This is a genomic window from Fibrobacter sp. UWR2 (assembly GCF_002210285.1).
Lineage (GTDB): Bacteria > Fibrobacterota > Fibrobacteria > Fibrobacterales > Fibrobacteraceae > Fibrobacter.
Map to the genome: position 1 here is coordinate 53,384 of NZ_MWQE01000001.1, position 19,920 is coordinate 73,303.

Genomic DNA, 19,920 nt, shown 5'->3' on the forward strand with positions numbered 1-19,920 from the left:
AGTGTTCGCAGTATGAAAAGAGTCCTGACAGCCGTCCTGTTCGCAATCGCATGCGCCTTTGTCCCGGCGAATGCCTTTACTATGGATTTTCAGGGCGGTATCGCGAACCACGTGAGCGAACTTTCAAGTTTCAACATGAGCTTCTATGGACATTGGTGGTATCCTATCGACCAGATGCTCTTTGTGGGCGTCGGCGGCGGCTATCAGGAACTGGACAATGTCGGGTACGTACCGCTTTCTGGAAGCCTGTGGGTGCGCCTCCCCATCGGGCGGCAGGTGCTCCCCGTTGCTACGGGCGATTTCGGCTACATGATAGGCAGCCGCCATCAGATGTTTTGGCGTGCAGGCGGTGGTCTGGATATCAAGAACGGAGACCTTTCTTCTATCCTGGTAATGGCCGGATATCAGTTCCTCAACCACGTCGGGCATGGGTATGTTTATCTCCATGCCGGTATCCTCGTAGAAATCTAGAATCGCTGTTTCTTTTTTTCTAGAAGCATATTGAATGGTCGCAGATAATAATCTGTGTCTGTTTTTTGTTGTATTGCTGTTGTGGCTACAAAGTAAATATACTGTATTGCACTTTGTTATTTATGCGAAGAAATTGTTGTACAATGTACTACTTTTGATAATTTGTATGTATTAATTTATAAGTAAAAAGTATTCTAAAACCCGATGCAATTTCTTGACCGTTAATTTGTTCTTAAATATATTTTGAAGCACTATGAAAAAAATACTACTTACCTCAATTGTTTTATTAATGGCGGCAAACTTGTTTGCCTTGGAATATGAACCTTCATGGCGTCGAGCGGATTGGTATCCGATTACGATGCTCAAGATATCGTCAGCGGCGATTGATGATTACTCGCATTTGCCGGGTGCTACGAATCTCACGACATCCATTGAGGCTCGTGATGCATTTGTCACTTATATGACTCAGTCCTATAATAGGCGCTATCCTAGTTATCAGGTCATACAGCCGTATGTCTTTACAAATTATACTGCCAAAGCCGATAGTTTCAAGAGCGCTCAACTTTATCATTCGAATATTGTTTTCTTTGCCGGTCATGGCAACCAACAGGCTCTTGCTTTCTATGATAGGATTGCTGATGTGGATTACAAGGCGTTTGGTGGTGACATCAAGTGGGTCTTTCTCGATGCTTGCTTAGTCCTGAATGTCAATAAGAGTGATAAATTGAATATGGGTCCCGGAAACTCGTACAGAGATCCGGACAAGTTTACAAAGTTGAAGAATGCCTTTATCGGTACTCATGCAATTTTGGGGTATTATTCGATTGGAATAAGACTCCGTTCAAGTAGTGAAACGTACAGTTCAAAAACGAAATACAAGTATTTCGCACAGTACTTCATTGAAAATGATATGGGAATCTGGGAAGCTTACAAGAAAGCTCATAAGACATATTATGATGGAGCTAAGGAATACTTGGCTGGATACGAGCCTGCAATCGCCTATATCAAGGGGACGGACCAGTATGGCCGTCAGCACGATGGCAGTACCGAAAAGATTTCGAGTACGTACGAGGTCGCGATGAACCCGCACCAGAGTGGCAGAAACTACGATGTAAAGTTCTACACCCAAAAATACGGCACGCCGGAGTATTAATTAACGAAAAAGCAGAGGAATTATAATGAAAAAAGTATTTGTTGCAATCCTAACGGTGGCCTTGATGAGTTCCTTTGGCTTTGCGAAGCCGAATGTCGTCATGGGCGGAAATGCAAAGAAGTTCCTGAAGAACCGTCATCACCTTGTGCACAAGCAGCAGGGTGCCGAAGCTACTCAGGAAGCATCCTCCTACGTGGTCAAGGTTGACGAGGGTTCTAAAAAGACCATGTCGGACTTCAAGGATTATCTGAAGGGCTGGTACAAAGTCGGCATGTACAAGACCGAGAAGAATGTCGCCTACTTCAAGAACGAAGGGCTTCGGGTGGATATTTCCGATGTGAAGACCAACCGAGAAAAGTGCGCCCAGAGGATTCTGAACAAGATTGTGCCTGTCAAGTATGCTAACCAGTTCAAGCTTGTCTCGATTGACGAGGAATGGGGCTTCTCCGAGACGGAATCGGCCGAAGTGACTACCTATACCTTTAACTTCAAACGAGTCTTTAATGGCCGTGTAGTTCGTAATGGGGATAACTTCCTGTCTATCGATATCGGCAAGGACGGCCAGTTCAAGGGCGCCGATGTTGCCTTGCAGGATCTCGCCTTGACAACGGAAACGGTTGTGACGGATGGAGATGCTGAAGAAAACGAGGCTACTCTTGATTCTCTGATCAATACGGAATCGGAAGAACTTGACATTATTATTGATAATGGAGGTTTCAAGAAGACAAAGATGAAGAGCATCAATGTCGGTAGCGTCGCCGAGGCATACTGCGAAGTGGAAGACGGTTCCGACAAGAAGCTGTTCCCCTGCCTGTCCTATGCCACGAAGGTGAGCCTTGAAGACGGCAACGCAGTTTCTCGCATTATCGACGTGCCGCATTCCCGCGGGTCCTGGCGCCACAACCGTCAGGGCAAGAAACCTCTCAAGTTCCACCGCTTCAATCGATAGTTTGTTTATTGTGTTTGTCGAAAAAGCCCCCGAAAGGGGGCTTTTTTGATTTCTTGATAATGGCGATGATTACAGCACGCCGTGGCAGGTACGGCTGATCACGTCGTCCTGCTGTTCCTTCGTGAGCGAGAGGAACTTGACAGCGTAGCCGGAAACGCGGATGGTGAAGTTCGCGTATTCGGGCTTTTCCGGGTGAGCCTGAGCGTCGAGCAGCTTTTCCACGCCGAACACGTTCACGTTCAGGTGGTGTGCGCCCTGGGCGAAATAGCCGTCCATCACAGTCACGAGTTTCTGTGCGCGTTCGTCATCGCTGTGGCCGAGAGCATTCGGACTAATCGTCTGCGTGTTGCTGATGCCATCGAGCGCGTATTCGTACGGGAGCTTGGCGACAGAGTTGAGCGAGGCGAGCAAACCGTTCTTTTCGGCGCCGTAGCTCGGGTTTGCACCGGGAGCGAACGGGGCGTGTGCCGGGCGGCCGTCGGGGAGGCTGCCAGTAGCCTTGCCGTAGACGACGTTGCTGGTAATCGTGAGGATGGAGGTCGTGGGCTCGGCACCGCGGTAGGTGTGGTGCTTCTTGACCTTGCCGATAAATTCCTTGAGCAGCCAGACTGCGACTTCGTCGGCGCGGTCGTCGTCGTTTCCGTACTTCGGGAAGTCGCCTTCGACCTCGAAGTCCTTCGCGAGACCGTTTTCGCCGCGGATGACCTTCACCTTTGCATACTTGATGGCGCAGAGACTGTCGACCACGTGGCTGAAGCCTGCGATACCCGTCGCGAACGTGCGGCGCACATCGGTATCGATAAGGGCGAGTTCCGCAGCTTCGTAGTAGTACTTGTCGTGCATGTAGTGGATGAGGTTCAGCGTATTCACGTAGATACCTGCGAGCCATTCGAGCATGATGTCGTACTTGTGCATCACTTCGTCGTAGTTCAGGTAGTCGCCGGTAATCGGAGCGAGTTCCGGGCCGATCTGCATGCCGGGCACCAGGCCGCCTTCTTCATCCTTACCGCCGTTGATGGCGTAGAGGAGCGCCTTGGCGAGGTTCGCGCGGGCGCCGAAGAATTGCATTTCCTTGCCGGTCTGCGTTGCAGAAACGCAGCAGCAGATGCTGTAGTCGTCACCCCAGACCGGGCGCATCACGTCGTCGTTTTCGTACTGGATGGAACTGGTCGTCACAGAAATGAAGGCGGCGTATTCCTTGAAGTTCTCGGGCAGGCGCTTGGTGTAGAGCACGGTGAGGTTCGGCTCCGGAGAGGGGCCCATGTTCTCGAGCGTGTGCAGGAAGCGGAAGTCGTTCTTGGTGACCATAGAGCGGCCATCCTGGCCCATGCCGGCCACTTCGAGGGTGGCCCACACCGGGTCGCCGCTGAAGAGCTGGTTGTAGCTTTCGATGCGGGCGAACTTGACCATGCGGAACTTCATGACCATGTGGTCCACGAGTTCCTGCGCGTCGCTTTCGGTGAGCGTGCCGTTTTTGAGGTCGCGTTCGATATAGATGTCGAGGAAGGTCGAAATGCGGCCAACGCTCATTGCGGCGCCGTTCTGCGTCTTGATGGCGGAAAGGTAGCCGAAATAGAGCCACTGGAAGGCTTCGCGGGCGTTCGTGGCGGGCTTCGAGATGTCGAAGCCGTAGCTTGCGGCCATCACCTTCATGGCCTTGAGGGCCTTGATCTGTTCGGCGACTTCTTCGCGCAGGCGGATGACGTCGTCGGTCATGGTGCCGTCGCCCACGTGGGCGAGGTCGTTCTGCTTCTGCTTGATGATGTAGTCGATACCGTAGAGGGCTACGCGGCGGTAGTCGCCCACGATGCGGCCGCGGCCGTAGGTGTCCGGGAGGCCGGTAAGGAGGTGAGCCTTGCGGACGGCGCGGATTTCGGGAGTGTAGCAGTCGAACACGCCCTGGTTATGCGTCTTGTGGTATTCGGTGAAAATCTTGTGCAACTCGGCGCTCGGTGTGTAGCCGTACTGCTGGCAGGATTCCTCGGCCATCTTGATTCCGCCGAACGGCATGAATGCGCGCTTGAGCGGCTTGTCGGTCTGGAGGCCGACCACCTTTTCCAAGTCCTTGAGGCTTTCGCTGATGTAGCCCGGCTTGTGGCTCGTAATCGTCGAGACGATATCGGTGTCCATGTCGAGCACGCCGCCTTTCTTGCGTTCTTCGGCCTGCAACTTCTGGAGTTCGCCCCAGAGCTTTTCGGTCGCGTCGGTCGGACCCGCCAAAAATTCCTTGCCGCCTTCGTAGGCAGTGTAGTTACGTTGGATGAAATCGCGGACATTGATTTCTTCTTGCCAGAGTCCGCCGTTAAAGCCTTTCCAAGCTTCACTCATTATGTACCTCTTTGCTCGGATCCCTACACCCAAATAAGTGGGCCCGAGGCTTTTGTTTCTTTGTTTTTTCTTGCACTGCAATATAGCAAGTTCGCGGTCCTGGGTACGAGGATTGATGTGCGGAAATAGCACTACCGACAAGGGGTTGCAAATGAACTCACCTGTAACCTTTTGCAAGTCAAAGGATTAGACAAAAAAATGTAAAAGAATTATTCGAAACGGAGTGCTTCGATGGGGTCGAGCCGGCTTGCCTTGCGGGCGGGATACCAACCGAAAAATACGCCGGTGGCAAAGCACACGCCAAAGCTTACCACGACACTCATCACGGATACGCTCATGGGCATGTTGAACACGTTCTTTACGATTTCGGAGGCTGCGATTCCAAGCGCAATCCCGATGATTCCGCCCAGCAGGCTGATGATGACGGATTCGAACAGGAACTGGAACATGATGTCGCGACCGCGTGCGCCGATAGCCATGCGCAGCCCAATCTCCTTGGTGCGCTCGGTCACCGAGACGTACATGATGTTCATGATTCCGATGCCACCTACAAACAAGCTAATGCCGGCGATGATGGTGAGCACAAGCGATATCATGTCCGATGTGCTCGTGATGGTCTGTATCATTTCTTCCTGGGTGAATATGCGGAACGGGTCGGTGGGCTTTGTCCAGCTGCGGCGTTCCTTCAGTATGGCCATAATCTCCTCGGTCGCTTTCTCGGCGTAGCCTTCGCCGATAGAATTCGCGTAGATTTGCCTGATGTTCGTTGTCGCCGAGAAGCGTCTCATTACGGTCTGGTACGGCGTGAAAATCACGTCGTCGTTGTCCTGCCCAAAATCGCCGGAGCCTTTCGATTTCAATGTTCCGATGACCTTCAGGGGGATGCTCTTGTAGCGTATGGTTTTCCCGATAGGGTCCCCCTCGGGGAAAAGGTTCTTCACTACGGATTGCCCGATGACGCAGACTTTCGCCATGCGGTCAGCTTCGTCATCGAACATCACGCCGTCATCGATTTCGTAGTTGCGGATTTTGAGGTAGTCGGCGGAAACGCCGGAAAGTGTCGTGGGGGAGTTGTTGTTGCCGACGATCGCCTGCCCGCTCACGGTGACCATCGGGGAGACCCCGTCGATGTATGTCGCCTGCTCGCGGATTGCGACTAGGTCCGCCTCCTCGAGCATCTCGGAGGATTCCGTCTGCACGCCGCCGCGCCTGTCACGGTTTGGCATGATGATGACGGCGTTCGAGCCCATCGCGGTCATCTGTTCCTTGATGGAAATACGGGAGCCTTCGCCCATGGCGACCATGGCGATGACGGCCGCGACACCGATGACGATGCCGAGTACCGAGAGGAAGGTGCGCATGCGGTTGCGTAGTAGCGCGCGTATGGCGATTTTTGCTAAAGTGAAAGGACTCATTCCTCAAAAACCTCCGGTGGGGGCAACGCCTCGAATGCGGCTTTCGCGTCCTGCACGTTCTCGTTGATTACATCTTTTTTCAGGAGCCCGTCGCGCAGCGTGATGGTACGCCCGCTAAACGTAGCGATGTCGGGTTCATGCGTTACGAAGGCGATGGTTTTCCCCTGCCGGTGCAGTTCCTGGAAAATCATCATGATTTCGTAGCTGGTTCGCGTGTCCAGGTTTCCGGTCGCCTCGTCGGCGAGGATGATTACGGGGTCGTTCACCAGGGCACGGGCGATGGCGACTCTCTGCTGCTGGCCGCCGGACATCTGGTTCGGCAGGTGGTTCATGCGGTCTTCGAGCCCGACCATCTTGAGCGCCTCTACCGCACGGCGGTGGCGTTCCTCGGAAGATACCTTGGAATTGTATAGCAGGGGCAGTTCCACGTTCTCGATAGCCGTAGTACGGGAGAGCAGGTTATAGCTCTGGAATACGAACCCGATTTTCTTGCTGCGGATCTTCGCGAGCGCGTCGCGGCTGAGTTTTTCGGTATGTTCCCCGTCCAGTATGTAGTGCCCGCCGGTGGGGCGGTCCATGCATCCGAGGATATTCAGCATGGTGGACTTGCCGGAACCGCTTGTTCCCATGATGGTCACGAATTCGCCGGGGTAGATGTCGAAGGAGACTCCGCGCAGGGCATGCACGGTTTCTTCGCCCATTTTGAAGTCGCGGCGGAGGTTCTGTATCGAAAGTATGGGGCTTTTTTCACTCATTTTCGCTAATTTAGATGCGCCTGCACGTATTTTCGTTGCATTTCGGCCCTAAGATAAATATCTTTATGGAGGATGTGTGGCAAAATCCCGTCTGTGAAGGCGGAATGTATTTTGCCACCTTTTTGTTTTTTGCTAGTTTTTGTAATAAATATGTATTGTTCCTTGGTTGCACGTATTTTGTCGTGTGATAAGGACTTGGAGATTTCTTGATGGATAACAAGGTTCCGCAAACAGCGGCCGCGCCGAAGCCCGAAGATGATGAGATCGATATTTTGGAAATATTGATGTTCCTTCGAACGAAATGGCGTTTTCTGATTATATTCCTTATTTTGGGCGTCTGTGCTGGCGGCCTGGCCTCAATGTGGTTACGGCCGGCCTACAATAGCGATATTTTGCTTCAGGTTGACGTGAAGGGCAACAAGTCCGCGAAGGCCCTTGGCGAAATGGGCGCCCTGCTCGATGTATCGACTCCGTCCGAGGCCGAGATGCAGCTCATCAAGAGCCGCATGGTACTCTCGTCCGTCGTCGACGATGAACGCCTGTGCTATTCCGCCACCCCGCTCAGCAAGGCGGACCGCCTGTTGCACCGCGAGGGCCGCATGGATCTCGAATACCTCAAGATTCCGAAGGCGGTGACGGAGGCAAAAATCAGGATTACCGCCCGCGTGCTTGCCGATTCGACATCGTATGAATTGCTGGCTGACGACGAAAACGTGCTCCTGAAGAAGGGGGCTATTGGCGAAACGTACCGCTTGCCCTATGCGGGCGACACGCTTGTCGTGTGTGTGCGTTCCATTGCCGCAAAGCCCGGCCAGATGTTCCGGCTTTCTGCGATCCATCCTCAGATGGCGGTTGCAGGCCTCCTGAAGAAGCTGCATGTCTCTGAAGAGGGCAAAAATTCCGGCATTATCCGCGTGTCGACGTCCAACCTTTATCCCGACCGCGTGGCAAGCATCCTGAATACGATAGCCAATACGTACCTCAAGCAGAATATCGAGATGCGCAGTGCCGAGGCGAAGAAGACCCTCGAGTTCCTGGAAGAACAGCTCCCGGGCGTGAAGGCCAAGCTCGATTCTGCAGAGCACAAGCTTACCTCGTACCGCCATACGAAGGGCACAATCGACCTTTCGGGCGAAACGCGCATGCACCTTGAAAAGGATGTGGGCCTGCAGCAGAAGCTCCTGGAACTTGAGCAGAAAAAGCAGGAGGCATTGCGCCTGTTCCAGGCGGAACACCCGACCATCCGTACCATCGAACAGCAGCAGGCCAAACTCCGTGGTGAACTTGCCAAGCAGCAGAAGGCCGCCGAAAAGCTCCCGCTGACGCAGCAGGAAGTCCTTTCCCTGCAAGAGGAAGTTGAGGTCAACAACAGGCTCTACACGAACCTCCTGAACAATATCCAGCAGCTCCGCGTGGTGCAGGCGGGTGAAGTCGGTAACGTGCGTATCGTGGACCGCGCCTTTGTGCCTATCAGGCCCAGCAAGCCGAACCGCAAGCTCATTTTCCTGGGCGTGGTGTTCGGGTTCTTGCTCCTTGGTTGTGCGCTCGTGCTTGTGCGCCGCATGGCCCAGAACGGGGTGACGAGTAGCAGTGAACTTGAACTGGCGACTGGTGTTGGCGTCTACGGCAAGCTCCCGTTGATAGGGAAGGATACCGTAAACAACGTGCTCAAGCCTGTGGTGCACGAAAGCCCCGACGAACCGTTCGCTGAAGGCGTGCGCGCCCTCAGGACGGCCCTCGAGTTCTCCCTGATGATGGACAAGGACAAGGTGCTCATGGTTTCGGGCCTCGTCGAAGGCGTGGGCAAGTCTTTTGTCTCTATAAACCTTGCAAGTTCCTTTGCCATGTCGGGCAAGAAGGTGCTACTTGTGGATATGGACCTGCGCCGCGGGCATATGTTTGAACGTGGCCACAAGGGCCTGTGCGAAATGCTCCGCACCGACAACTATTCCGATGAATAAATCGAGAAGATTTTCGAGAATTTCTATGTGCTTGCATCTGGCAAGCGTGTGGTGAACCCGGGTGACCTGCTTGGCAAGGATCGCTTCGGAAAGTTCCTCGATGTGGCACGTTCTAAGTACGACCTGATTATCCTGGATACGCCGCCGGTGTTCCAGTGCAGCGATGCGCTGCTTGTCGAAAAATATGTCGACCACATTTTGTGCGTGCTCAAGTATGCCTCGCATTCCATGGAAAGCATCCAGGATGCGCTTGCCATGTTCGACCGCAGTACAGACAAACCTTTGCCGAAGGCGTTCGTATTCAACAAGTGCGAACACAGCCGTTCGGGGTATGGCTATGGTTACTATGGCTATTACCGCAAGAAGTATTAACACACAAAGGAGAATAGATGAAAAAATCATTCGCTCTTTCATTACTAGCCGTAGGCTTTGCCTTCGCCCAAAGCGGGTTGATGGCCGGGTCTGACGGTATTCACCAGCAGAATGCCTACACCCTAGGCCAGTGGAATCTTGCCATTGGCGTGGGTGGCGACCTCGCGCTGGATTCCTGGAGCTTGAGCCGTGGCGGCCAGTACACCGCAAACGGCAAGACCTACGGGCTCAACGAATGGGATGGCTCCCTTTCGGGCAGAGTCAATTTAGCTCTCGGTTTGCTTGACTTCTTGGATGTGGGCGCAAGCCTCCCTCTGTACTACGAACATGCGAACGATGATGGCGTTGCCGGCTGGTACGACATGTGGACGACCAGCCGTGGCGACCTCGACCTGTGGTTGAAAGCCCGCATCCCGTTCGACGATGACCGCGTCTTTGGACTTGCGGCCATGTTCGACTTCTATATCCCGACGGGTGAAACTTCCGTGGGTATGCGTCCCCGCCATGCCTGGTACCTGAACGACCAGGGCATTACGCATCCGTTTACCGCCGATGCATTTGCTGTGGCCGGAACCCTCGTGATGACTCTCGACTTCTCCAAGGTGAACGTGCCTATCCGCTGGAACGGCCATGCCGGCTTCGTGTACGCTACCGGTGACGGTCAGGCCAACACGTTCGTGTATGGCACGGGCTTGAACTGGCTCCCGCTCTCCTGGATGGATGTCTTTGCCGAATTCTCTGGCGAATTCCGCGTAGAGGAAACTGGATATCCGCGTGACCCGATGGACGACCCGATGCTCATTACTCCGGGTCTGCGCTTCCACCTGCCGTGGGGTATCGACTTCGCTATGGGTCTGGATGTTGCTGTTCGCGCTCTCAAGAACTTCCGTTACGATTACAAGAAGGAAATGAAGAACGTCGACGACTACATCGTCCACTACATGGATGAAAAGGGCCACAGGGCTACTTACGGTTACGTCCCGACTCCGCTTTATGCCGGTACTGCCGCTCTTACTGTTCGCTTTGGCGACAGGAAGAAGGACTCCGATGGCGATGGCGTAGAAGACAAGAAGGATAGCTGTGCTAATACTCCGTCCGGCGCTGTGATTGATTCTCTTGGCTGCCCGATCGACAGCGACAAGGATGGCGTTCTCGATGGATTCGACAAGTGCCCGGCTACTCCGGAAGGCGCTACCATCGACTCTGTCGGCTGCCCGTTCGATACAGACAAGGATGGCGTTTACGACGGCCTCGACAAGTGCCCCGAAACTAAGGAAGGCGCTAGCGTTGGTATCAATGGCTGCGAAGGTGACTTCGATAGCGATGGCGTTGAAGATTCCTTCGACCGTTGCCCGAACACCAAGCAGGGTGTACCTGTCGATTCTTCGGGCTGCCCGCTCGATACCGACAAGGATGGCGTGTCGGATGATGCTGATAAGTGTGCTGATACTCCGTCTGGCTTCGCTGTTGATTCTACGGGTTGCCCGGTCGATACCGACAAGGATGGCGTGCCCGATGCTCTCGACAAGTGCCTGAATACTCCGGCTGGCATCCCGGTCGACTCTGTCGGTTGCCCGGCCGATGCCGACAAGGATGGCGTGGCTGATGCTGTTGACAAGTGCCCGGATACCAAGCCGGGTGCACAGGTGAACGCTGATGGTTGCGAAGGCGACTTCGATGGCGACGGCATCCCGGATGCCGCTGACCAGTGCCCGAACACCAAGCAGGGCGTGTCTGTTGATTCTACGGGTTGCCCGGCCGATGCCGATAAGGATGGCGTGTTCGATGTGAACGACAAGTGCCCGAATACTCCTGCCGGAACGACGGTTGACAACACCGGTTGCGCTGCGGACTTCGATAAGGATGGCATTGCCGATGACGTTGACCAGTGCCCGAACACCAGGGCCGGTGTGACTGTCGATTCTCTCGGTTGCCCGCTCGATGAAGACAAGGACGGCGTACCTGATGGCATTGACCAGTGTGCCGGTACCCAGAAGGGTGCTCCGGTTGACTCCGTCGGCTGCCCGCTCGACACCGACAGGGACGGCGTTGCTGATTATCAGGACAAGTGCCCGAACACTCTCGAAGGCATCAAGATTGACAAGAAGGGCTGCCCGGTCAACAAGAAGGAAGACCTCGAATTCCTCAAGAAGGGCGTCCAGTTCAAGACCGGTTCTTCGAAGCTGACCAAGGCCAGCTACAAGACTCTTGATAACATTATCAAGCTCTTGAAGAAGGTCGAATCCGCCAAGATTGAAGTCCAGGGCCATACGGACAACACCGGTTCTGACGTGAAGAACAAGAAGATTTCTCAGGAACGCGCCGACATGGTGGCTAACTACTTCATCAAGAAGGGCATTGCCTCCGAACGTCTCCGTGCTGTGGGTTACGGCTCCGATATGCCGATTGCCGACAACAAGACGAAGTCTGGCCGTTCCAAGAACCGTCGCGTGGAACTCGTTCCGTTCGACTGATCGAAGCTAGGTTCTAGAAACTAAAAGGCGTCCGCAGAAATGCGGATGCTTTTTTTAGTAACTATATTATACCCCGTGCTCCACTTCATCAAGTACAACGCCATCGGTATTGTAAATACCCTCATCACGCTTGTGGTGTCGTGGGTGCTGCTCCATTTGTTGGACTGGAGCCTGGAGGTTTCGAATTTTCTCGGTTTTGTCGCGGGCGGTATCAATAGTTACCTCATGAATCGCATCTGGAATTTCAAGAGCGAGAACCGCAAGCGCACCGAAGTTGTCCGGTTTATAGTCGTGTTCCTCTTGAGCTATGCTTTGAACTTTGTCGCACTGGAAGCCTGCGTGTACGTGCTTGACCATGTGGATTGCCTGCAGCCGTTCTGCACCTGGGTTTCGCAGTTCATGAAGCCTTCCTATGTGGCGAACATCGTGGCAAATGTTGTGTATGTGCTGGCGAGTTATACGCTATATAAAAAATGGGTGTTCAGAAAGTGACGCGAAGGATCCAGACCAGATTGTAGAATGAAAAACGGTTGAGAATATGAATTGGATTGAAGGCAAAAAATGCTCCGCGGAAGATGCCGCGTCGATGATTCACGATGGAGATAACCTCGGGGTTTCGGGCTTTACGCTGGCCGGCTACCCCAAGGCAGTCCCGCTTGCGATTGCGGCCCGTGCCGAAAAACTGCATGCTGCCGGCGAGCCTTTCCAGGTGACACTCTATGCGGGCGCCTCTACCGGCGACAGCTGCGACGGGGCCTTGGCCCGCGCAGGTGCGCTCAAGCTCCGCATGCCCTACCAGAGCAACCCGAGCCTCCGCAAGGGCATCAATGACGGCAGCATCCGCTATATCGATGCCCACCTCGGCAAGATGGGTTACCTTGTGCGCACGGGCGCAGTCCCTGCGCCCACTGTCGCCGTGATCGAGGTCAGCGCGATATTGCCCGATGGACGCGTGTGCCTTTCTACCTCGGGCGGCAATTCGGTATGCTACCTGGAAATGGCCCCGAAGATTATTCTGGAGTTGAACACCCGTCTGGGCGACAGCTGCATCGGCATGCACGACGACGCCCTGCCCGAACTCCCGCCGCACGCAAAACCCCTGCCGGTCTATTCCGCAGGCGATCGCGTGGGTAACGATTTTGTCAGGATAGATACGAATAAAGTAATTGCAATTGTCGAAAACGATGCCTTTGACGAGGTGACCCCCTTCGTGGAACCCGACGAGGTCTCGAAGAATATCGGCGAGCGCATCCTCGACTTTATCCGGTTCGAGGAATCGCACGGCAGGCTCCCGAAGGGCATGGCCTACCAGAGCGGCGTGGGCAAGGTGGCAAATGCCGTCCTTTGCGCGATGGCCGATGACGACCGCCTCGGGCGCATCGACCTGTTTACCGAAGTCATCCAGGAGGCGGTGCTCCCGCTCCTGAAGAAGGGCAAGCTCGGGGTGGCGAGCGGTACGGCGCTCACGCTGTCGCAGGCAGCCCAGCAGGAGTTCGTGCAGAACGCCTCCGAATGGAAAAAGCACTTTGTGCTCCGCCAGCAGGAAGTGAGCAACAGCCCCGATATCATTCGCCGTGTGGGCGTCATCTCGATGAATACCGCCCTCGAGGCCGATATTTTCGGCAACGTGAACAGCAGTCTCGTGTGCGGTTCGGCGATGATGAACGGGATTGGCGGTGCGGCGGATTTTGCCCGCCATTGTGCCCTCGGGTTCTTCCTTACGCCGTCGGTCGCGAAGGGCGGCGCCATCAGTAGCATCGTGCCCTACGTGAGCCATGTGGACCATACGGAGCACGATACGCAGATTTTCGTGACGGAGCAGGGCCTTGCCGACCTCCGCGGGCTCCCCACCGAGGAGCGTGCGCGCCTGATTATCAAGAACTGCGTGCACCCCGACTTCAAGGATGAAATGACGGATTTCCTGGAATACGGCCTGCGCCATGCCAAGGGGTTACATCAGCCCCTGCCGCTGGACAGGGCTTTCGAGATGCATTTGCGGTTCCTTACAACTGGAAATATGAAAAAATAGCCTGCCTGCCCTACTTTTTTGTAAAAAAAAGTTATTTTAAGTACGGAAGTCCCGCTTTGGCGGGATAGGGTAGGATTGCATGGCTACGAAAAGAATAAATATCTGGGGGGGTATACCCGTATGGTTCGCGCTGTGCGCGGCCCTTTCCCTGTTCGTAGCCTGTGGTGACGGTTCATCGGGCACATCTGCCGATCCGGACGAACCGCTTTCTTCTGACAGCAATACCTCTTCCCAGACGGCGCTGAGGAGCTCATCGTCGTGGGGAAATTTCGTCTATTCGTCCATCGGGTCCATCTATACTGGTCGGGATACACTGAGGGCGCAGGATTCCCTTGTCGATACGCTTGCGAAGGGCTCTGGTACCGATTCTCTCGGTGATACGCTTCCCGATATCTCCAGAAAGCAGGTGTATTCTGTGCGCCGTGTCGTTCTGGATAAACGCATGTCGGCGATGTTCGGCGTGCCTGCGGGCGCGAACGTGAAGGTCGAAGCGCTGGATGTCAAGGCGGGCCTCTCCGTAGTCGGAGCCGATTCTGTTGACGTTGCCGGTATCGAGACAGCAGGCCTCTCGTTCGAGAGTCCCTACGTGAAGGTGACTGTCGATGGTGTCACGCTTGATTTCCCTGGCGTGGCGCAGACGGTGACTGGGTTGTCGCTCTCTGCATTTGAAGACCTGACGTCGAAGGACTCGGTCGAGTTGGATTTTGTTACGAGCGCAGCGTTCCCGCGTGTCAGGGCGCTCGTGATGGCAGGGCAGGATCCTGCTGTAGCTGTGGAACAAGCCGGGATGGAAATTCTGCGTGCGTTCCACATGGATGAATTTACGGGCATGCCCGAAGAGGAGTCTTCGGCGCGGCTCTTGGCAATCCACCTGCTGGCTTCTTCCAGGGTGGCTGAGGGTGACGGTTTTACTTTTGCGGACTTTGGTGACGATATCGCTGTAGATGGCCTGTGGAGCGATTCGGCTTCGCGGGCAAGAATTGCGGACTGGGCTTTGACTGTAGATGCGACCGATGGCTTTGCCGCTATCCGGAGTGCGCTTTCTGTGGAATCCGGGTTCGAAAAGTACCTGCGTATATTCTACCAGAAGGAACTCGGAATTTCAGAATGCTCCGTTGGGAATGCCGGTGAAGTCCTGTATGTGGCTAATACGGCGAGCCGCTACTTTGTTCAGGAAATATCGGACTTTTCCGAGGTGACGGAACGCTTTGTATGCAAGGAATCGGGCTCGATTGCGTTCGTGTCTGACAACATGAAGGATACCTTCGCGTTCGGGCCGGGCGAAGAGGGCGAGGTGCGGGTTGGTGCCTTTAGCGGGAATCTCTACTATACCTATGAAGACGGCGCCTGGAGGCCCTCTACCGCACTTGAAAAGGATGCTTACTTTGTACAGGTCTCGGCTACCTCCGTCTTTACCGATATCAAGGATGTATACGAGAGCATCAAGCCGAACGAGCGTGTCATTTTCGTGGTTCGCCATGCGGAGCGCGGTGACGACACGAGCAAGAGTGGAACCCTCACTTCTAACGGCAAGAAGCAATCCGAGGAGGTTGGTGCGAAACTTACGAAGTTCCCGCAGGATTTCTTGCTGGGGGCATCCGAGTTCCTGCGCGCACACCAGACAGTGGAATACATTGCGCGTGGCCGCGGCCAATCGTACGACGTACGTGATACCTTCCCCGAACTGAATGATGACTGGTACGAGAAGAACCATGAGGCGAGCGAGAAGGCGAAGTCCGAATGTGGTGGTGGCTGGGAATCGACCTCCAAGTATGCCTACACGGCAGCCTACACGACCGGCGAGAATGCGGCGTTCTACCCCCTTGCGGAACGTTCTGTTGAACTTATCGAGGATGTGCTCCTTGCCAAATACAACGACCCCACGCAGCGTTTCGTGATACTCAGTTCTCACGACAAGGTGATGGTCCCGCTTGTGGTTTACTGCACGAACAAGAAGGTGAACCTCAAGAAATATGACGGTGGAAAGTGGCTCAACTACCTTGCGGGAGTCGCCATTATCATCGATGAACTCGGAAACAGGCGCTATATTCCCGTGAAAGGCCTGAGTTCGGCATATATGTAATTGATTCTGGAGGGGAATTTACTATTCTTCGTACCTATGAAGACGTACTGGCCTATAGCACTACTCGCCTTTTTCTTGGTATGCTGCGGTTCCGATAACCCGGCATCTGAAGACTCTGTGGATGGAGATCCTTCTTCGAGCGGCTATATGCATAAACCGGGAGACTCTTCTAGTTCGGGTAAGAGTCACTCTCATCACAACAGCAGTTCCAGCGTGTCGCCGGGTGTTCCCGACGTCGTTACCGATACGCTTATCCATGATTCAACCGTAGTGACCGACGTCGATCACCTGCCCGACTGCACCTCCGAAAAGGAGGGCGAGTCCTTCATGGTGGAGAGCGAGAAGAAACTCTATTTCTGCGTGAGCAAGGAATGGGTCGAATCGGAACTCGTACGTGAATTTTTCGAACTGAGCTGCCGCGATGGCATGCTCGTGCTCAAGAATCCGGGTGAAGAGATTGTGGAACCGAGTTCGTCCGGTGGCTATGTCTCGCCGTGGGGCGGAAATTTCGGTGGCCAGAATAATTCGACAATGGACATGGATACCGAACCGCGCATGGTTGGTGCTCACATTGTGGGTGCTGCGCAGAAGGGGCCCTTCCGTTTTGGTACATCGGTGAAGATTGTGGAACTCGACAGCATGCAGCGTCTCGGGGATTCCAAGCGTAGCCACAGGACCTGCATTACGGATGCTTCGGGCAACTACAGTTTCGATAGTGTGGACCTGGCTTCGCCGTACCTGCGCATAGAGGCGAATGGATATTTCCAGAACGAACTTACCGGCGGGCTTTCTTCGCATACGGTTACGCTGAAGGCGATTGTCGATGTGACGGACCGCGATACGGTGAACGTGAACATGCTGACGCACATGGAGGCCGAACGCGTTCTGAAGCTCGTGGAGAATAGCGGCAACAACCAGCCTATACGCGCCGTGAAGGCTCAGGCCCTCAAGGAAATCCTCTCTTCGTTCGAGATAAACCTGGGAGGCTCCTCCGGCGGTGGCTACACCGGATTCCCGGGATGGGGGCAGCAACAGCAGACTACGACGACAACGGATGGTCGCTTTGCCGAAGATATCTCGCTGTTCGATGGTGACGAGTACAGTGCGGCACTCCTTGCGGTATCCATCATGATGCAGCGCAAGGGCTCGGGTAGCGAGATGCTCCAGTACACGTCGGGCATTGCCGAGCGCATCAAGGGTAACGGCAACTGGGACGACAACAATGCGAAGGCGGACCTGGCTGACTGGCTCATGGTGCTCGATACGAGCGGCGCGTATGCGACTATCCGGTCGAATATCGCTAGCTGGAACAAGGGCGAGGTCCCAGATTTCGAGAAGCACCTGCGCAACTTCTGGACAGGCATCTACCAGTTCGGTAGTTGCGGTTCCATGAATGCGGGGACGGTCAAGTATGTGAACAACAGCCTGAGTAAGTTCTTTATTTCGTACTACGAACAGCCCGAAGGTACGCGCACGCGCTTTATCTGCGATGCCGAGACGCACCAGTGGCGCACGGCGACCGATATCGAGAAGGATACGGTGGGCTTTGGCAAGGGTGAATACGACGGTCAGATCAAGAATGGCGTTATAAATCGTGACCGCTACTACGTTTATGAACAAAGTACGGGCAAGTGGCGCGAGGCCACGAGCGACGATATCATGGAATTCGAGGATATCAAGGACGTGTATGCGAGCCTTGGCTCAAACGAGAGGGTCATCTTTATCTTGCGCCATGCGGAACGTACCGACGATACGGGCAAGAAGGGCCACCTGACGGATGGCGGTAAGAAGCAGGGCAAGACCGTGGGCGAGAAACTCAAGGGAGAAAAACTCTCGTTCGCGAATTCTACGTATACGCGTAGCTACGAAACCTGCGAGAATGTTGCTGCCGGTGCCGGCATATCTCCGTTTGTGTCCGATACCATCAAGGATCTTGACGGTGAATGGTACGTGAAGGACGATTCCAAGTTCGAAAACTACAAGAATTCCGATGGTGGCGGCTGGGTCGTTGTCTCGGCGTATGCCTACAAGGGCGCTTATTCCGACGCCTTCTATGACTTCGGTAAGCGTAGCGAGGAATTTATCGACGAAGTGGTGAAACCCGGATTCCAGAGGGTGAACAACCGTGTCCAGGTCTGGATTTCGCATGATGTTCTTGTGACTCCGTTGACGGTCTACGGTACGGAAAAGAAGGTGAACCTGCGCTACTTTGATACAAAGCAGTGGATAAACTACCTTGCGGGTATCGCGATAATTATGGATGGTAGCGGGAAGATTCGCTATGTGCCTGTACGGGGCCTGGATAGCGGAACGATGACGATGTAGTTTATGGTGGATTTAAAAAGGGATGTATGGTTTGTAGTTGCGTTTTTCGCGACGTTTTTCCTTGTTGACTGCAGTGACGGTAACGGCCTTATAAACGGCGATAACGGTTCCCCTGAGGATCTCGAGGCGATTGACGCTCCGCTCTATGTCTATGAAATCCTGGCAGAACGTACGGCTGCTGATTCGGCCGGTATAGACATATTGGACTTGCTGTCTGAACCGCGTGTGGAACAACTCCTGATGAACCATGTCCCGGAAGAGGTGGCGGTGGTGCAGGCAAAATACGAGGCGGCTGCAGCCTTCGGCGTAGATTCCGTGCAGCTTGCGACGGATTCCGGTGCGGTAATGCTGGCCGTGTCGGCGATGGTGCAGAACCGCGCCAGCAAGGAAGAGACGCAGAACTTTATCCGCAATCTGGGAGAAGACCTGAAGGGAGATGGCGTGTGGAGCGACCCGAACTGGAAAATCAGGATTGCAGATTGGGTCGTGGGGCTAGATTCCAGTTGGCGGTATAACGATGTCCGCAACAACGCGGCTCCGTACTATGGCGGCAACGTGCCGTATTTCGAAAAGTACATGCGGGCGTTTTTCCCAATAGCCTACGGCTTTGAACCGTGTGGCGCCTCGAACGCGGGGAAGGTCACGTACGTGAACCAGGGCCAGAGCGTTTATTTTGCAAACGACTATAACCATGCAGACCATTCGCGGGTGCGATTCATCTGCGATGCAAATGGGTTCCAGTGGCGTACTGCAAATGCCATCGAAAAGGACACGGCAGGCTTCGGTGCGGGCGAGTATGACCGCGAGGTGCGTGAAGGCCAGGTCAATCACGACAGCTATTACATTTACGAGGCCGCTAAGGGAGCGTGGCGTGTCGCGACCCCGCAGGAGGCCGACGGCTTTACCGACATCGTGGATGTCTACGCGAACCTCAAGTCGAGCGAGAAGGTGGTGTTCATCATCCGGCACAGCGAACGCACGAACGATACGGGCCCGAACGGTCACTTGACCGACAACGGGAAGAAATATGCCCGCGATTTGGGCGCGCGCATCGCAAAAGTTGGTGCAGAAGATTTCTACTTCGGCTACTCCGGGTATACGCGCACCTACGAGACCTGCGAAGGCATTGCGCTGGGCAAGGGACAGTTGAACTACACTATCGAGGCGCTCCCGTACATGGATGGCGCCTGGTACGTGAAGGATGCCGACAAGGCCAATGCTTACGTGGATTCCGACGGCGGTGGCTGGGTGGTGTATTCCAAGTACGGCTTTACCGGCGCCTATCCCGATGCTTTCTATGATTTGGAGGCGCGCAGCGAGCAGTTGCTCAAGGACGAAATCCTTGCGAATATCGCCAGCATGAAGCGCGTGAACGTGATGTGCACGCACGACTACCTGGTGGTGCCACTGCTTGCATACACGACGGACGGCCACGCGAACGTGCGCTATTACGAAAAATACCGCTGGGTCAACTACATGGCGGGCGTCGCGATGATTATCTCTGCCGACGGTTCCGTGCGCTATATTCCCGTGAAGGGACTCGAATCGGGTACGATGTAGCCTCTAGTGCAATGTTCAGGGTGCAAAAAAGCCGATTTCGCGAGG

The 19,920-nt window shown here is 54.5% G+C and carries 14 protein-coding genes; 11 read left to right on the forward strand and 3 right to left on the reverse strand.

The features are described from left to right. The first annotated feature begins 12 nt into the window (after positions 1–12). From B7994_RS00245 to B7994_RS00255, 3 genes are all read left to right on the forward strand, one after another. Entirely contained in the window at positions 13–471 is a 459-nt protein-coding gene (locus B7994_RS00245; protein ID WP_088636496.1) for a hypothetical protein, read from the forward strand. Between the two features lie 253 nt (positions 472–724). Continuing rightward, on the forward strand, positions 725–1,624 hold the full coding sequence (locus B7994_RS00250) for a DUF6345 domain-containing protein (protein ID WP_144063682.1): 900 nt from the start codon (positions 725–727) through the stop codon (positions 1,622–1,624). 25 nt (positions 1,625–1,649) lie between these two features. After that, positions 1,650–2,573: a hypothetical protein gene (locus B7994_RS00255; RefSeq protein ID WP_144063683.1), complete on the forward strand. Its 924-nt coding sequence runs from the start codon at positions 1,650–1,652 to the stop codon at positions 2,571–2,573. A gap of 69 nt (positions 2,574–2,642) precedes the next feature. Here the strand turns inward: B7994_RS00255 and pflB are convergent, their stop codons facing one another. The 3 genes from pflB to B7994_RS00270 form a co-directional block, all read right to left on the reverse strand. Next, complete coding sequence (pflB, locus tag B7994_RS00260) at positions 2,643–4,901, reverse strand: formate C-acetyltransferase (RefSeq protein WP_088636499.1); 2,259 nt, start codon at positions 4,899–4,901, stop codon at positions 2,643–2,645. A 209-nt stretch (positions 4,902–5,110) separates the two neighbouring features. Next, the gene (locus B7994_RS00265) at positions 5,111–6,316 is read right to left on the reverse strand and encodes an ABC transporter permease (RefSeq protein ID WP_088636500.1); all 1,206 of its coding nucleotides are present in this window, start codon (positions 6,314–6,316) and stop codon (positions 5,111–5,113) included. Beyond that, on the reverse strand, positions 6,313–7,071 hold the full coding sequence (locus tag B7994_RS00270) for an ABC transporter ATP-binding protein (RefSeq protein WP_088636501.1): 759 nt from the start codon (positions 7,069–7,071) through the stop codon (positions 6,313–6,315). Before B7994_RS00270 ends, B7994_RS00265 begins: the two co-directional genes overlap by 4 nt. A 209-nt stretch (positions 7,072–7,280) precedes the next feature. On the opposite strand from B7994_RS00270, the gene B7994_RS00275 reads away from it, so the two are divergent. The 8 genes from B7994_RS00275 (at position 7,281) to B7994_RS00305 (ending at position 19,875) form a co-directional block, all read left to right on the forward strand. Then, positions 7,281–9,032 (forward strand): GNVR domain-containing protein, encoded by a 1,752-nt coding sequence (locus tag B7994_RS00275; RefSeq protein ID WP_255396885.1) that lies wholly within the window; start codon positions 7,281–7,283, stop codon positions 9,030–9,032. A 27-nt stretch (positions 9,033–9,059) separates the two neighbouring features. Then, entirely contained in the window at positions 9,060–9,404 is a 345-nt protein-coding gene (locus tag B7994_RS14200; protein ID WP_233142898.1) for a hypothetical protein, read from the forward strand. Between the two features lie 17 nt (positions 9,405–9,421). Further along, complete coding sequence (locus B7994_RS14125) at positions 9,422–11,878, forward strand: thrombospondin type 3 repeat-containing protein (protein WP_088636502.1); 2,457 nt, start codon at positions 9,422–9,424, stop codon at positions 11,876–11,878. Positions 11,879–11,953: 75 nt separating this feature from the next. Beyond that, positions 11,954–12,370 (forward strand): GtrA family protein, encoded by a 417-nt coding sequence (locus B7994_RS00285; protein WP_088637182.1) that lies wholly within the window; start codon positions 11,954–11,956, stop codon positions 12,368–12,370. Between the two features lie 46 nt (positions 12,371–12,416). Further along, positions 12,417–13,907 carry an acetyl-CoA hydrolase/transferase C-terminal domain-containing protein gene (locus tag B7994_RS00290; protein WP_088636503.1) on the forward strand — a complete coding sequence of 497 codons (1,491 nt, stop codon included), beginning with the start codon at positions 12,417–12,419 and terminating at the stop codon, positions 13,905–13,907. 79 nt (positions 13,908–13,986) lie between these two features. Beyond that, the gene (locus B7994_RS00295) at positions 13,987–15,990 is read left to right on the forward strand and encodes a histidine phosphatase family protein (RefSeq protein ID WP_088636504.1); all 2,004 of its coding nucleotides are present in this window, start codon (positions 13,987–13,989) and stop codon (positions 15,988–15,990) included. Positions 15,991–16,026: 36 nt separating this feature from the next. Then, a complete protein-coding gene (locus B7994_RS00300) occupies positions 16,027–18,315 on the forward strand; it encodes a histidine phosphatase family protein (protein ID WP_088636505.1) in 2,289 nt (762 codons plus the stop codon). A gap of 3 nt (positions 18,316–18,318) precedes the next feature. Further along, positions 18,319–19,875 carry a histidine phosphatase family protein gene (locus B7994_RS00305; RefSeq protein WP_144063684.1) on the forward strand — a complete coding sequence of 519 codons (1,557 nt, stop codon included), beginning with the start codon at positions 18,319–18,321 and terminating at the stop codon, positions 19,873–19,875. The last annotated feature ends 45 nt before the right edge of the window (positions 19,876–19,920 follow it).

Coding starts and splice junctions, on each gene's coding strand:
- B7994_RS00250 (WP_144063682.1), top strand. CDS start 725: ATGAAAAAAATACTACTTACCTCAATTGTTTTATTAATGGCGGCAAAC.
- B7994_RS00245 (WP_088636496.1), top strand. CDS start 13: ATGAAAAGAGTCCTGACAGCCGTCCTGTTCGCAATCGCATGCGCCTTT.
- B7994_RS00305 (WP_144063684.1), top strand. CDS start 18,319: ATGGTGGATTTAAAAAGGGATGTATGGTTTGTAGTTGCGTTTTTCGCG.
- B7994_RS00300 (WP_088636505.1), top strand. CDS start 16,027: ATGAAGACGTACTGGCCTATAGCACTACTCGCCTTTTTCTTGGTATGC.
- B7994_RS00255 (WP_144063683.1), top strand. CDS start 1,650: ATGAAAAAAGTATTTGTTGCAATCCTAACGGTGGCCTTGATGAGTTCC.
- B7994_RS00270 (WP_088636501.1), bottom strand. CDS start 7,071: ATGAGTGAAAAAAGCCCCATACTTTCGATACAGAACCTCCGCCGCGAC.
- B7994_RS00290 (WP_088636503.1), top strand. CDS start 12,417: ATGAATTGGATTGAAGGCAAAAAATGCTCCGCGGAAGATGCCGCGTCG.
- B7994_RS14125 (WP_088636502.1), top strand. CDS start 9,422: ATGAAAAAATCATTCGCTCTTTCATTACTAGCCGTAGGCTTTGCCTTC.
- B7994_RS00265 (WP_088636500.1), bottom strand. CDS start 6,316: ATGAGTCCTTTCACTTTAGCAAAAATCGCCATACGCGCGCTACTACGC.
- B7994_RS00295 (WP_088636504.1), top strand. CDS start 13,987: ATGGCTACGAAAAGAATAAATATCTGGGGGGGTATACCCGTATGGTTC.
- B7994_RS00275 (WP_255396885.1), top strand. CDS start 7,281: ATGGATAACAAGGTTCCGCAAACAGCGGCCGCGCCGAAGCCCGAAGAT.
- pflB (WP_088636499.1), bottom strand. CDS start 4,901: ATGAGTGAAGCTTGGAAAGGCTTTAACGGCGGACTCTGGCAAGAAGAA.